At 51.0% G+C, this 12,229-nt stretch carries 11 protein-coding genes; 9 read left to right on the top strand and 2 right to left on the bottom strand.

All coding sequences use genetic code 11. The annotated features are described in order from the left end of the window. Nucleotides 1-36 precede the first annotated feature (36 nt). The 6 genes from rfbG to DWY89_RS03805 all read left to right on the top strand — a co-directional run bounded on the left by rfbG (nt 37) and on the right by DWY89_RS03805 (nt 7,169). The gene (gene rfbG, locus DWY89_RS03780; RefSeq protein ID WP_118471414.1) at nt 37-1,101 is read left to right on the top strand and encodes a CDP-glucose 4,6-dehydratase; all 1,065 of its coding nucleotides are present in this window, start codon (nt 37-39) and stop codon (nt 1,099-1,101) included. A gap of 88 nt (nt 1,102-1,189) precedes the next feature. Further along, a complete protein-coding gene (gene rfbH, locus DWY89_RS03785) occupies nt 1,190-2,545 on the top strand; it encodes a lipopolysaccharide biosynthesis protein RfbH (protein WP_118471412.1) in 1,356 nt (451 codons plus the stop codon). Nucleotides 2,546-2,666: 121 nt separating this feature from the next. After that, on the top strand, nt 2,667-3,560 hold the full coding sequence (locus DWY89_RS03790) for a LicD family protein (RefSeq protein WP_118471410.1): 894 nt from the start codon (nt 2,667-2,669) through the stop codon (nt 3,558-3,560). Nucleotides 3,561-3,670: 110 nt separating this feature from the next. Then, nucleotides 3,671-4,627 carry a glycosyltransferase family 2 protein gene (locus tag DWY89_RS03795; RefSeq protein ID WP_118471767.1) on the top strand — a complete coding sequence of 319 codons (957 nt, stop codon included), beginning with the start codon at nt 3,671-3,673 and terminating at the stop codon, nt 4,625-4,627. Between the two features lie 14 nt (nt 4,628-4,641). Then, on the top strand, nt 4,642-6,387 hold the full coding sequence (locus DWY89_RS03800; RefSeq protein WP_117796289.1) for a D-alanyl-D-alanine carboxypeptidase family protein: 1,746 nt from the start codon (nt 4,642-4,644) through the stop codon (nt 6,385-6,387). A gap of 188 nt (nt 6,388-6,575) precedes the next feature. Beyond that, nucleotides 6,576-7,169: a hypothetical protein gene (locus DWY89_RS03805; protein ID WP_181357194.1), complete on the top strand. Its 594-nt coding sequence runs from the start codon at nt 6,576-6,578 to the stop codon at nt 7,167-7,169. 136 nt (nt 7,170-7,305) lie between these two features. On the opposite strand, the gene DWY89_RS03810 is transcribed toward DWY89_RS03805, so the two are convergent. Further along, nucleotides 7,306-8,283, bottom strand: coding sequence for a zinc dependent phospholipase C family protein (locus DWY89_RS03810; protein WP_117796288.1), 978 nt, complete (start codon nt 8,281-8,283; stop codon nt 7,306-7,308). A gap of 241 nt (nt 8,284-8,524) precedes the next feature. On the opposite strand from DWY89_RS03810, the gene DWY89_RS03815 reads away from it, so the two are divergent. Continuing rightward, nucleotides 8,525-9,883, top strand: a complete 1,359-nt coding sequence (locus DWY89_RS03815) for an amino acid carrier protein (RefSeq protein ID WP_118471408.1) — start codon at nt 8,525-8,527, stop codon at nt 9,881-9,883. A gap of 367 nt (nt 9,884-10,250) precedes the next feature. Here DWY89_RS03815 and DWY89_RS03820 read toward each other — a convergent pair whose 3' ends face one another. Beyond that, nucleotides 10,251-10,691, bottom strand: a complete 441-nt coding sequence (locus DWY89_RS03820; RefSeq protein ID WP_118471406.1) for a hypothetical protein — start codon at nt 10,689-10,691, stop codon at nt 10,251-10,253. Between the two features lie 283 nt (nt 10,692-10,974). On the opposite strand from DWY89_RS03820, the gene DWY89_RS03825 reads away from it, so the two are divergent. Next, nucleotides 10,975-11,502: a peptidylprolyl isomerase gene (locus tag DWY89_RS03825; RefSeq protein WP_022360081.1), complete on the top strand. Its 528-nt coding sequence runs from the start codon at nt 10,975-10,977 to the stop codon at nt 11,500-11,502. A 3-nt stretch (nt 11,503-11,505) separates the two neighbouring features. Further along, the gene (locus DWY89_RS03830) at nt 11,506-12,207 is read left to right on the top strand and encodes a GNAT family N-acetyltransferase (protein ID WP_118471404.1); all 702 of its coding nucleotides are present in this window, start codon (nt 11,506-11,508) and stop codon (nt 12,205-12,207) included. The last annotated feature ends 22 nt before the right edge of the window (nt 12,208-12,229 follow it).

The raw sequence follows: 12,229 nt of genomic DNA on the forward strand, positions 1-12,229 counted from the left end.
GATGAAATCACGAAATTAATTAAAAAGAGGAAAACTATGGAACTTCTTGATTTTTATAAAGGAAAGCGGGTCCTTGTGACCGGTGACACAGGCTTTAAGGGAAGCTGGCTGGTCCGCATTCTCCATCTGGCGGGGGCGGAGGTGACCGGCTATGCGCTGAAAGCGCCGACCGAGCCGTCGATGTTTGAGATCCTGCATCTGGGGGAGACGATTCACCATGTGGATGGGGATGTGCGCGATTTTGCCCATTTAAAACAGGTGTTTGATGAGACGAAGCCGGAGATTGTACTCCACCTGGCAGCGCAGCCGATCGTGCGCGAGTCGTACCGGGATCCGGTCGGCACGTATGCGGCGAATGTCATGGGTACGGTTCATGTGCTGGAATGCGCCAGACAGTGTGAATCCGTCCGCTCTCTCGTCAATGTGACGACGGACAAGGTTTATGAAAATAAGGAATGGGAGTACGGTTACCGCGAAAATGACCCGCTGGACGGCTATGATCCGTATTCCAATAGCAAATCCTGTTCGGAGCTGGTGACACACAGCTATAAGCAGTCGTTCTTCACGGACGGCCGCTGCGCCGTCTCAACCTGTCGTGCTGGCAATGTGATCGGCGGCGGTGATTTTGCGGCGGACCGGATCGTGCCGGATTGCGTGCGTGCAGCGGAAAAGAAAGAGCCGATTATCGTGCGGAATCCGCATTCGACGCGCCCGTTCCAGCATGTGTTAGAGCCGCTGTTTTTGTATCTGACGGTGGCAAAGGCGCAGTGGGAAAATGCGGAGCTGGCGGGCTGCTACAACGTCGGACCGGATGACTGTGACTGCGTCAATACAGGACGTCTGGCGGATCTGTTCTGTGAAACATGGGGCGGCGGGATGCATTGGATCAACCGCTATGACGGAGGTCCGCATGAGGCGAATTTTCTGAAACTGGATTGTTCCAAAGTGAAAAAGGTATTTGGCTGGAAGCCGCACTTCCATGTAGAAGAAGCGATGGCTGCGACGGTGGAATGGTCGAAGAAGTGGCTTGCCGGAGCGGATATGCGCGAGGTGACGGATGAGCAGATCCGGGCGTATGCGGCTCGGTTTGAAGAAAAATAAATAGATGCAGGCGGCTGCACGAAAGGTGTGTCTGGCAGCAGGCAGAACGGGTGCGGCAGAGAGCAGTAGCAAAAGCAGGAGGAGAAACATGTCAGAAGAAAAAGTAACCCTGTCGGACGGAAAAGAGGCTGCGCGTCAGCAGATTCTCGATCTGGTGGCAGAGTATTGCGATAAATATCATAATCAGAAAAAAGAATTTACCGAGGGACAGCGGATTCCGTATGCGTCCCGCGTTTACGATAACCATGAGATGGTCAATCTGGTAGACAGTGCGCTGGAGTTCTGGCTGACCTCCGGACGTTACACCGATCAGTTTGAGGCGGGGCTTGCGAAGTACCTGGGCGTCAAATACTGTTCCCTTGTAAACTCCGGATCCTCTGCGAACCTGATCGCATTTATGGCGCTGACTTCCCCATTGTTGGGAGAACGCCGGGTGCGCCGCGGCGATGAGATCATCACGGTTGCGGCAGGTTTCCCGACGACGGTAACCCCGGCGATCCAGTATGGCGCAGTTCCGGTATTTGTGGATGTGACGATTCCACAGTACAATATCGACGCCGACAAACTGGAGGCGGCGCTTTCAGAAAAGACGAAAGCGGTTATGATTGCCCACACGCTGGGAAATCCGTTTGATTTACAGAAGGTAAAAGAATTCTGTGACCGTCATGACTTGTGGCTGGTGGAGGATAACTGTGATGCCCTCGGAAGCCGCTATGAGCTGAACGGCGAGTGGCATTTTACCGGTACGATCGGAGATATCGGAACGTCCAGCTTTTATCCGCCGCACCACATGACGATGGGAGAGGGCGGCGCCGTGTACACGGACAATCCGCTTTTAAACAAGATTATCCGTTCCTTCCGCGACTGGGGACGCGACTGTGTCTGCCCGTCCGGCTGCGATAACCTCTGCGGTCACCGATTTGACCGCCAGTATGGTGAGCTGCCGCTTGGCTACGACCATAAATATGTATACTCCCATTTTGGATATAATTTAAAGGCGACCGACCTGCAGGCGTCGATCGGCTGCGCGCAGCTTGAAAAGTTTCCATCCTTCGTGGAGCGCAGAAAACACAATTTCGCCCGTCTGAAAGCGGGACTTGCCGGAACCGAGGACGCATATATCCTGCCGGTTGCCTGTGAGCATTCCGATCCGAGCTGGTTTGGTTTCCTTCTGACCTGCCAAGAGGGCGTGGATCGGAACAAGGTAGTCAAATATGTCGAGGAAAAGGGCGTGCAGACGCGTATGCTCTTTGCCGGAAACCTGATCAAGCATCCGTGCTTTGATGAGATGCGGAAAGAAAACTGCGGCTACCGCGTAGCCGGAACTCTGGAAAATACCGACCGTATCATGCGCGATACCTTCTGGGTCGGCGTTTATCCGGGCATGACAGATGAAATGATTGATTATATGGCAAAGACACTTCGTGAGGCATGCCGTCAGTAGGGACGGGGACCGCGGCAATTCACAGGCGGGGAGATACTCTGCCTGTAAGAAAATGCCTGTGAAAATGAGCAGCTGTGACAGAGAATGAGCAGTTGCAGAAGAAAATGAGGGGACAACCATCATGAATGAGGAAAAATCAGAGAGCCGCAGGGCGGTCAAACTGCCGCCGTATCCGGGGCTTGAGAAGGTTCACCGGGCGAATCTGCGCCTTTTGAAGGAGATAGACCGGATCTGCCGGAAATACAAGATTTCCTATATGCTGGATTCCGGGACACTTTTGGGCGCAGTGCGTCATGAGGGATTTATCCCGTGGGATGATGATGTCGATCTGGCATTTACACGTGCCAATTATGAGATGTTTTTGAAGGTAGCGCCGCGGGAGCTGCCGGAGGGAATGTCCCTGCTGCGCCCGGAGGAGATCCGGGGTGGCAAGGTGTTTTATGATTTTACAACGCGCGTCATCTATGACAACAGCCGCGTCCATGAGGACAATGAGCAGATGCAGTTTTATGAGGGAAAATTAAACCATCTCTGGGTGGATCTGTTCGTCCTTGACCGCCTGCCGGATAGTAAGGTGGGCGCGTGGAACGCAAAATTTCTTCAGAAGGTTATTTATGGAATGGCGATCGCACACCGTGATCAGATTGATTTCAGCAAATACAGCCTGATGGATAAGCTGCGGGTTGGTGTGCTGGCAGGTGTGGGACACCTTGTCCCGATGCCGGTTTTATTTAAGCTGCAGAGACTTGCAGCGGCGAAGGATCGCAAAAAGAAAACGAAACACTGGTATTACAGCAATTACCAGCCGGATTATCTCTATGTAACGCTGGAGGGCGCATGGTGCGAGCACGCGGTGGATCTGCCGTTTGAGGACACAAAGCTGATGGTGCCGGCGGGCTATGAGCATGTGCTGGAGTGGATTTACGGCGACTATATGACGCTGCCGCCGGTGGAAAAACGGGTTCCGGCACATTCTTCGATAGCGATCGAAATTTTGGATGACCCGGATGCTTAATTGAAAGATGAAATATGAGTAAGAAAGATAAGAAAAAACGGACAGACAGCATGGAAGATAAGAAGAAAAATGAAACCAGACAGTCGACCATGCAGAACAGGATGGAAAATATGAACGGACAGAAACCAAAGACGATCTCGATCGTGATTTCTGTTTACAACGAGGAAAAGGCGCTGCATGAGTTCTATCGGGAGGCAACTCCGATTTTTGAGGCGCTGCCGTGGAATTACGAACTGATTTTTGTCAACGACGGAAGTGCGGACGCCTCGGGGCAGATTCTGGCAGAACTGGCGGCAGCGGATCCGCGGGTACGTGTGATCAACTTTTCCCGCAACTTTGGCCATGAGGCGGCGATGCTTGCGGGGCTGGATCACAGCATCGGGGAGGGCATCGTGTGTATGGATGCCGATCTGCAGCATCCGCCGGAATGTGTGGCGCAGATAATCGAAAGATTCGAAGAGGGCTATGAGGTTATCAACATGGTCCGGACGAAAAATAAATCGGCTGGATTCATCAAAAACCTGACGTCTTCTGCTTTTTATAAATTTTTGAACAAGATTTCAGATGTGAAGCTGGAAAATAACGCATCCGATTTCTTTGCGCTGACTGCCAATGCGGCGCAGGTGTTAAAGACCAATTACCGGGAAAAAGTGCGTTTCCTGCGCGGCTATGTGCAGAATATCGGATTTAACCGGACGACCATCGAGTATGAGGCGAGAGCCAGGGTGGCGGGCGAGAGCAAGTACAGTATTCGTAAATTATTTAAATTTTCGATCAATACGATTCTCTGCTTTTCGGATCTGCCGCTAAAGCTCGGCATTTACTCGGGAATTATCGTGGGCTTTCTGGGGCTGCTCGTGATGCTGGAAACGATTTATGAGTGGGCGGTCAAAGGAACGCCCAATGGTTACGCGACGATCGTAGTGCTTTTATGCTTTATGTTCGCGATGCTGTTCGTGATTGTGGGAATTATCGGGGAGTATATCGCGATCCTGTTTACAGAATTGAAGGATCGTCCAATTTATATCGTTCATGATACAAAAGGATTTCCGGAAAAGGAAAGCTGACAGGAAGGAATCGTATGAAGAGATTAAGACGTTTACTGATAAGTTTGATGATCACGGCACTGATGGCTGCCGGAATGCCGATGACGGCATTTGCAAAGCCGGACTGGCCCTCGGATACGGGGATCGAGTCGGAGGCAGGCATTGTCATGGATGCGGACTCCGGGGCGGTTTTATTTGGGCAGAACATCCATGTGCAGAAGGCGCCGGCAAGTATCACGAAAATATTGACGGCGCTCGTAGTCATTGAGAACAGCAGTCTGGATGATACGGTCACATTTTCCCACGATGCCGTTTACAACGTGGAAGATGGCAGCGGAAACAAGAACGCCATCGAGGAGGGCGACACGCTTTCGGTGCGCGATTGTCTCTACCTGCTGCTGATGCGTTCTTCCAACCAGGCGGCGAATGCGCTGGCGGAGCATGTGGGCGGAAGCCGCGACGGTTTTGTGAAGATGATGAACGAGAAGACGGCGGAGCTTGGCTGTGAGAACAGCCATTTTGCGAATCCGTCCGGTCTGAATGACGACACACAGCTCACTTCGGTGTATGATATGGCGCTGATCGCATCGGCGGCGTATAAAAATGACACGCTTTTAACGATCAGTAAGGATAAGAGCTACCGATTACCGGCGACGAAGAACAATCCGGACGGTGTGACCATCCAGCCGGAGCACAAGCTTCTTATCACGACTGACACAGAGAGTCCGAACTATTATCCATATGCGGTGGCCGGAAAGACCGGTTACACATCCGTTGCGGGGCAGACGCTTGTTACCTATGCGATCAAGGATGACAGACGCCAGATTGCGGTCACGATGAAGAGTACGCAGGCGACCCATTATCAGGATACGATTGCATTGCTGGATTTCGGCTTTCTACGGTTTGAAAATGTAAATATTTCGGAAAATGAGACGGCATACACAAGCGGCGATCAGCCGGTGCAGATCGGAGACAATAGCTATCAGCCGTCCGATTTATCGATGGATACGTCGGCAGTCATCACGATCCCGAAGGATGCTTCGTTTGCGGATGCGGAGAAGACGGTGGTAACGGATCTGCCAGAGGATGCACCGCTGGGCGCGGTGGCACTGCTTTCTTACAAATACAACGACCGCAAGATCGGACAGGTGTATCTGATCAGCGCATCGGCGGCAGAAGCGGCAGCAAACGGGGAGACGGCTCCGGATGACGGAAATACGGCATCGGATCCGGCAGCATCCAATACAGGCGCGTCCGGAAAACCGAAGCAGGCGAAATCTTCGTTCCACCTGACCCTGCCGAAACTTCCGAAAGTATCGGTGAGAACGGTGCTGATTGTGGTCGTCAGTGTGCTTCTGGCAGCGGCGTGTGCGGCGCTTGTATGGTTGTTCTACCAGCGTCATCAGGAAGAAAAGAGACGCCAGGAGGAGCGGAGAAAACGGAGAAGACAGCGTCTGCAGGAGATCGGCTGTTCGCGGGAAGAGTTTGAAAAACTGCTTGAAAAGCGGATGGGCGCGTCCTACAGGGCGCCTGGCACAGCGGAGGCAGATGAGAGCACAGAGCAGGCGGAGTCTGACATGGATGTGCGATCTGGTTCAGGACAGGTTCCGGCGGCAGATGCAGCCGCGTCCCGGCTGGCAGAGAGTGGAAAAGTAAGAACTGGTTCCACGGAAAAGAAGCCGCTGAAAGAAAAACCTGCACAGAAAGAGGCAGAGGATGCTAAAACACAGCAGGGTGTGCAGGAGGATGACACAGAGCTTACGGTTGAGGATTTGGATTGACAACCTGGATGCGCTAAATGGCGGTAAAATGGTCCAGATGGATTGTTTACGGGAAATTTTGGAAAGTATGAAGATTTTTTGAATTTTTCTAAAATGACTACAAAAACAAAAGGCGATATTATATAATAGCCATGCGGTTCGGGCTGGTTCCGGCTGTGAATGAGTGAATGAAGGGATAGAAGAACACAATGAAAAAACTTCTGATAATGATGGTTGCGTGTATGGCGCTGCTCAGCGGATGCACGGAGAGTACGATTGTAAAACCGACTTCTGAGACGGTAGTCGGAGATCCGAATTTTGAGACCCAGGAAAATGTTGAGATCGACTGGACACAGGTCAGCACGGACGCGGAAGACATGTTCAAGGATACAAGTACCTACGAGTACGGCCGCGATTTCCATTTCTATATGGAGCCGAACAAGAAACAGATCATGCTGATCTGGGTAGTGGCAGATGATCTGCCGGATGATCAGATAGGAACCTATGCGGAAGATTTAATCAAGGGATTCAACGACATTGTCCACACCCAGGACTTCTCGATTGAGATGTCCGGTGAAGATTCCTACGGCGGACTGTGGAAACAGTATGCACTGTCCTACAGCATCGTTCCGGAGAGCGACCAGGATAACGAGGACGCATGGTTTATCAGTGGTTCCTATGAGGCTGGCGCAGATTTCAAACTTCCGGATACCAAAGAGCTGATTTCCAAGGTGAAAGAGAAAGAAGCAGCAGGCGAGTACGATACGACTGAGGCGGAGGAAGAGACAGAGAACGCAGAATAAGAGGTTGTCTGCACAGACACGGGATATTTTCTGTGTATAATTAAGAGAAAAGTGATCAAAAAAGCTGTCATATGAGAAACAGATGAGTGTTCTTCATATGACAGCTTTTATTTACCAGGAACCGAAGTACGTGTTTTCACTCAACAGGTAGTCCGCTGTGATAAGACTCATTCCCCAGTTCAGCCAGAAGCGGCGATAAATCCTGTTTATCTAACGGCATGTTGTCTGTGACGGCGCTGTTTAAAAGCGCATAGACACGGCTGCATTTGTCCAATGTTTCATGGAAGAGATCAACAAACGAGGCGGTTGAGACGCGGGTCGGATCCCACGGGTTGCCCCATGCTTCGTGGTTTAGGTTACAGCTGCTCCGGTAGTCGGTTACGGAGTCCGTTACCATTTTCGCGGAAGCAACTGGGTGGTTGACGAAGATGGATTCGACCTGTGCAATGCCGAATTTTTTCTTGCCGTTCTTGTCCGAGAGTGTCCGACAGCCGAAGCGCAGCGCCCAGATGGAGCGGTGCACCATCGCCGGAGTAACCTGGAAGTTGTTGCGGTAGGTGATCGGATAATAGGTTTCGTTGATGCAGGAAGCCAGGAAATGGGAAATAAACTGGATTTCCTGTCCATTTAGACAGATCGTGGCGGTCTGGTTAAATTCGGACGGCTTCTTTTTTTTATATTTCCAGAGCAGGATCGCGTCGAGCTCGTTTTCCAGATGTGCGTGCATCCCGTGATGCATGGAGGTCGGGGCATCCACTGGATAGCCGATGCGCCCGTACACGTAAGGATGACAGATCGAATCGGCAATGTAATGGTTTATAAATCCGGCCAGATAGGAGATGGCTTCCTCCTGCTGCTGGCGCGAGCGGATGGTTCCAATACGGCGCAGACAGCACTCAAAAAAGGCGTTTACCTTGTGTTCGTGCATATAGGAACCGACGTTGCGGTAATCGCGGTGGCGCAGGATCGGGATATTATAGAAAAACATATCCGGTCCCTGCAGACCGAGCTGGTAGAGCCAGCGGTATTTGGCGATCGTGTGTTTTAAGGGTGTGAACGGCATATCGTTGTATGCTTTCATGCCGAATATATAGTGCGTGGTAAAACCTGGCATATTGTTTTCATCCTTTCCAGAAGGACAGAGATTTGGAAATTTGTCCGCCTGTCCGATATGCTTATTGTAGCACTGCCGGTCTGGTTTGTCATGGGGTTTGCGGATGTTTACAGAAAGTGTAAGAAAACGTGAATGGAAAGAGAGTTCTCGGAAGGCAATATCACGGCTTGGAGAATGAAATATCATAGTAAATCATAAGATTGGTTTGATAGAGTGAAAATAGATATAGAAAGGTGCTCGGATGGAAGCGCTCAGAATCGTACAGAAAATGGTGTGGGGACCGTGGCTTCTGGGACTGTTTCTGGCGGTTGGAGTCCTCTGCATGGTGCGTCTGCGGGGATTTCCGATCCGTCATATCAGAGTCTGGTGGGGAGAGACGGTTGGGAGCGGCGGGAAAGGACAGCTTTTGACGACCTGCACCGCGCTGGCGGCGACGGTCGGAACGGGAAATATCACGGGCGTGGCAGCCGCGTTGGCGATCGGTGGTCCGGGTGCTGTGTTCTGGATGTGGGCGGCGGCATTTCTGGGGATGGCGCTGGCATATACGGAGGTTTATCTGGGAATTTTGTATGGGGGCGGACCTTATGTCTATCTGGAAAATGGGGTTGGAAGCTGTTTCGCTGGAAAATGCTATGCCCTGTTTTGCGTGCTGGCGTCGCTTGGAATGGGATGTATGGTACAGGCGGGGGCTCTGGCGGATAGTCTGCGCTATGCAGCGTCCCTGCCGCCGCTTGGAACCGGTATCATACTGGCAGTTTTGACTGCCGTGGTGCTCTTTGGCGGGGCAAAACGCATCGGATGGACGGCTTCGGTGCTGGTACCGGTATCGGCGGGGCTGTATCTGCTGGCAGGTGGAATCGCCGTGTTCAGCTTTTATGATCAGATACCAGAAATATTGGGGAACATTGTGGGCGGGGCATTTGGACTGGCAGATAATGCAGGACAGACGGATGGAAGCAGTATTTTGAATTTTTCAGGAATTTCGGGCGGGATGACCGGGTACGGAATGGCAGCGGCGATCCGGAGCGGGGTATCGCGCGGTGTGTTTTCCAATGAGGCGGGCCTGGGGAGTCTGGCGGTGCTGCATGGGATGAGTGAGGGAAAGGGGAGGCTAAGACAGAGGCAGGAAGCGCAGAAACAGGGAATGTGGGCGATTTTCGAGGTGTTTTTCGATACGATCATAGGGTGCAGCCTGACCGCTTTTTTACTGCTCTGTGTATTTCCACACAATCTGACCGAGAAGATCGGTTCCCTGGGCGGCAGCGGCGCGGTGGCGGCGGCTCTGGCAGCCCGTTTTGGGAATGCAGGCGGCATGGTGACGGCGGCGTGCATGGTGCTGTTTGCCTTTGCCACGATCCTTGCTTGGTTTTACATCGGCGATCAGGCCCTTGGATGGCTGATGCGGGATGTCCCACAGAAGCGCGCCGACAAAATATGTATTTTGTATCACGGGGGTTATCTTGTTTCGGTCTTTCTCGGCTGCGTCATCCGGATGGAGGCCGTCTGGGCGGTATCTGATATTTTCAATGGGCTGATGGCGGTGCCAAACCTTGCAGCGCTGGTGGTGCTTGGCAGGAAGGTACGAAGACCGGAACAGTGAGAGAATTGAGGGATTCAGATACAACAAAAGACCTCTCCAGCAGTGAGAGGTCTTTTGGTATTGAAAAAGGGAGGAGAGCTGATATAAACTCAGCTCGGTATTATGAAAAAAATTTGTAAGCATTGCTTGTTGCTATGGTTATAGTATAGGGAAAAATCGTGAAGAAACCATGTTAATTGTGTAAAAGGTTTTTTAATGAAGTGTGAACGAAATATGAACGCGGAACATGGATTCCATGATCCTGGTAAGTATGTTTTATGTTCAGAGGATCGAAAATGGCAGCCTGGGCAGGAAGCGCAGATATTTTGCGTGCTTCGTCTGTCAAGACTGCCATAAAAAATACGGGTATAAAGTGTGTCAACAATCCTTATTCCGCTTTTTTAACTGATAAAACGGTTCCGCTGAATGCATCCACTTCACTGACGGTTCCCGTATACGTTACGGTAACTTTATCCCCATCTTTTACATCAGAAAGCCCGTCCGGTTTCTGATCCTGCTCGAAGCTGAATTCATAATCGGTTCCGTCGGCGGTGATCGTAAACATAAAGTCTTTGATGTCGCTGATCGTACCAGTCAATGTGGACTGTTTTGCATCGGCAGTTCCTTCGGATGGAAGAACGGCGTCTTTGGCGTCTTCTTTTAAATCATCCATCGGGCTGCTTTCGTCCATGCCATTCGAGCTGGACTCGGAGGAGGCGGACTGGGACGATTCATTAGCAGTCGGTTCATTCACGTTTTTGGAAGAGCAGGCGGTTGCGAGCGAGAGGATCGCAGCCGCGCCCAGGATAGCAAAATATGTTTTTTTCATAGTACATTACCAACCTTTCTTTTGACTTAGTTTGCTCACAGATGTATGATGCAGGACAGATGATGATTCCTGAGCGCAACATTCATCTTTTCGCATAGAATGTCCATTTCGACATTGTGCTATACATCTTAAGCCATAAATGTGAACGAATTGTGAGGAGAAACTTACGAAATGTAAAGAAAATGGACAAATATGGAACGAAAAACAGTCGATTTTCGAACGTTCTTATGGTATAATGTGACCACTTAATGAGGTATTTTTTAAAATTCAGGAGGAAACATACATGAAAAATCCAGTTGTTACCATTGAGATGGAAAATGGTGATATCATGAAGGCAGAGCTCTACCCAGAGATTGCGCCGAACACAGTCAACAACTTTATCAGCCTGATCAAGAAGGGCTTTTATGATGGTCTGATCTTCCACCGTGTCATCAAGGGCTTTATGATTCAGGGCGGATGCCCGAATGGAAATGGTATGGGCGGTCCAGGGTATACCATCAAGGGTGAGTTCAGCCAGAATGGTTTTACGAACAATTTCAAGCACACCAAGGGCGTTCTCTCTATGGCGCGTGCGATGGACCCGAACTCCGCAGGTTCCCAGTTCTTCATCATGCATGAGACTTCCCCGCATCTGGATGGTCAGTATGCATCCTTCGGGAAGATAGTTGAAGGTCTGGATATCGTGGACAAGATTGCCGGCGTCCGCACCGACTGGGGCGATCGTCCGCTGAAAGAGCAGAAGATCAAAAAGATGACCGTTGACACCTTCGGCGAGGAGTACCCGGAGCCGGAAAAAGGAAAAGAAAGATAATCTATGACAATCGAACGAGAAGTAACCATTGCGGGACAGACATACCCGGTGATTCTCTCCGATGAAAACGAAGCTCTTCAGGCTGCGAAAGCAGCCGGGAGAGCTATTGTTGGCTTATGGAGGGAAAACGAGGAAAAACAGCCGGCCGACTATTCATCTTGCCTTTACCTTATTACAGACCCTGAAGACGCCGATGAAACATTCCTGGAACGCGTCGTCCGCCGCCACCTGGCTCTCCCGTGGCTCATTGCTGAAACTGACCGCCTCATCATCCGTGAATTTTCCCAGGACGATCCGTTGGAACCGGCATCCGCTGAGGATGCCGACGGAACTTTTTCTGATTGGAACAAGCGCGAGGAATACCGGAAACACCAGTACCGCTTTGCCGAGTGCGGTTTGTGGGCGCTGGAACGCCGCGCGGACGGTGTGCTGGTTGGAAAGGCGGGGCTGACGGACGGAGAGCTGGGATATCATATTTATGAACCGTTCCGCCGTCAGGGATATGCGCTGGAAGCCTGCCGGGCGATTGTGAAATATGGGTTTGAAACGCTGGAGCTGGATAAGATCCGGATTTGCACGAAGCGTTCCAACACGGCTTCACGGATATTGGCGGAAAAAATGGGATTCGTTCAGGTACCTTCATTCTGTAAGGATTCTATTGTATTTTGTATGCAAAGAGGATATAATAACTTGTATACAAAATAATGAAAAAATACAATCTAGTGTG

Source organism: Clostridium sp. AF27-5AA (genome assembly GCF_003478415.1).
Taxonomy (GTDB): Bacteria; Bacillota; Clostridia; order Lachnospirales; family Lachnospiraceae; genus Otoolea; species Otoolea fessa.

What these genes read in the sequence shown, in the direction of transcription:
- DWY89_RS03815 (WP_118471408.1), top strand. Translation starts at nt 8,525, where the DNA reads ATGGAAGCGCTCAGAATCGTACAGAAAATGGTGTGGGGACCGTGGCTT.
- rfbG (WP_118471414.1), top strand. Translation starts at nt 37, where the DNA reads ATGGAACTTCTTGATTTTTATAAAGGAAAGCGGGTCCTTGTGACCGGT.
- DWY89_RS03800 (WP_117796289.1), top strand. Translation starts at nt 4,642, where the DNA reads ATGAAGAGATTAAGACGTTTACTGATAAGTTTGATGATCACGGCACTG.
- rfbH (WP_118471412.1), top strand. Translation starts at nt 1,190, where the DNA reads ATGTCAGAAGAAAAAGTAACCCTGTCGGACGGAAAAGAGGCTGCGCGT.
- DWY89_RS03810 (WP_117796288.1), bottom strand. Translation starts at nt 8,283, where the DNA reads ATGCCAGGTTTTACCACGCACTATATATTCGGCATGAAAGCATACAAC.
- DWY89_RS03825 (WP_022360081.1), top strand. Translation starts at nt 10,975, where the DNA reads ATGAAAAATCCAGTTGTTACCATTGAGATGGAAAATGGTGATATCATG.
- DWY89_RS03805 (WP_181357194.1), top strand. Translation starts at nt 6,576, where the DNA reads ATGAAAAAACTTCTGATAATGATGGTTGCGTGTATGGCGCTGCTCAGC.
- DWY89_RS03795 (WP_118471767.1), top strand. Translation starts at nt 3,671, where the DNA reads ATGAACGGACAGAAACCAAAGACGATCTCGATCGTGATTTCTGTTTAC.
- DWY89_RS03820 (WP_118471406.1), bottom strand. Translation starts at nt 10,691, where the DNA reads ATGAAAAAAACATATTTTGCTATCCTGGGCGCGGCTGCGATCCTCTCG.
- DWY89_RS03790 (WP_118471410.1), top strand. Translation starts at nt 2,667, where the DNA reads ATGAATGAGGAAAAATCAGAGAGCCGCAGGGCGGTCAAACTGCCGCCG.
- DWY89_RS03830 (WP_118471404.1), top strand. Translation starts at nt 11,506, where the DNA reads ATGACAATCGAACGAGAAGTAACCATTGCGGGACAGACATACCCGGTG.